Source organism: Bacillus swezeyi, from assembly GCF_001969815.1.
Classification (GTDB): Bacteria; Bacillota; Bacilli; order Bacillales; family Bacillaceae; genus Bacillus; species Bacillus swezeyi.
In genome coordinates, this window is sequence record NZ_MRBK01000095.1 from 1 (window position 1) to 720 (window position 720).

The 720-nt window shown below is 31.0% G+C and carries 1 protein-coding gene; it reads right to left on the reverse strand.

The window, feature by feature from the left end:
• The coding region (locus BTA30_RS22430; protein ID WP_491523027.1) for a response regulator aspartate phosphatase at window positions 1–520 on the reverse strand (520 nt) is incomplete at its 3' end.
• Window positions 521–720: the final 200 nt, after the last annotated feature.

Below are 720 nucleotides of genomic sequence, written 5' to 3' on the forward strand. Positions count from 1 at the left end.
CATAAGTGTCATACTTTTTATAAATGTTGTATGCTTGAGTAGCATAATTCATTGAGAAAAATGTCTGTTTCATGTGATAATACACTTCTGATGTTTTAAAATAAAATTCTGCTTTTTCCAACTCATCACAGTCAAAAAAATCAAGTTGCTTTTCGGCATTCCTATAGAAATTCAAAGCAAGTATCAGTTCTTTTTGTCTGAAATGATACATTCCCGCGAAGAATTGATAATAATATTCCAGCATTCCTTCAAGGTTGTTCTGATCTCGAATTTTTTTGAATTCCTCAAATCGACTATTTAAATTACCACCAGGATCAGAATACATATAATCAAATTGAAGGTTGTGCCGGAACAACAATAAGTTATAATAGACAACCACATCTTGGTTTTGTTCCATTTGATCTAATTCTCTTTCAACTTCTTTCCTAGTATCCTCCGCCTGTCCCGGCCAATTGTTTTTTAAAGCTGTATACCAAAAGTTCATTTTCGTCGCAACCAAATCATAAGGTATCACATCCACGTCGCCTCTCCCTTTCTCTCAAGATACAAGTTTTTAGAAAAATTAAAATATTAAACTTCCTTTATCTGTATAGTAATTATTCTATAAAATAAACCTATTATTTACAACCATATATTGATAGCATTCCCATAAAAGACTCTAATATGTAAACAAATTAAGCAGAACATGTTTTTAGACCTAATCAATAAGATTCATTTTCA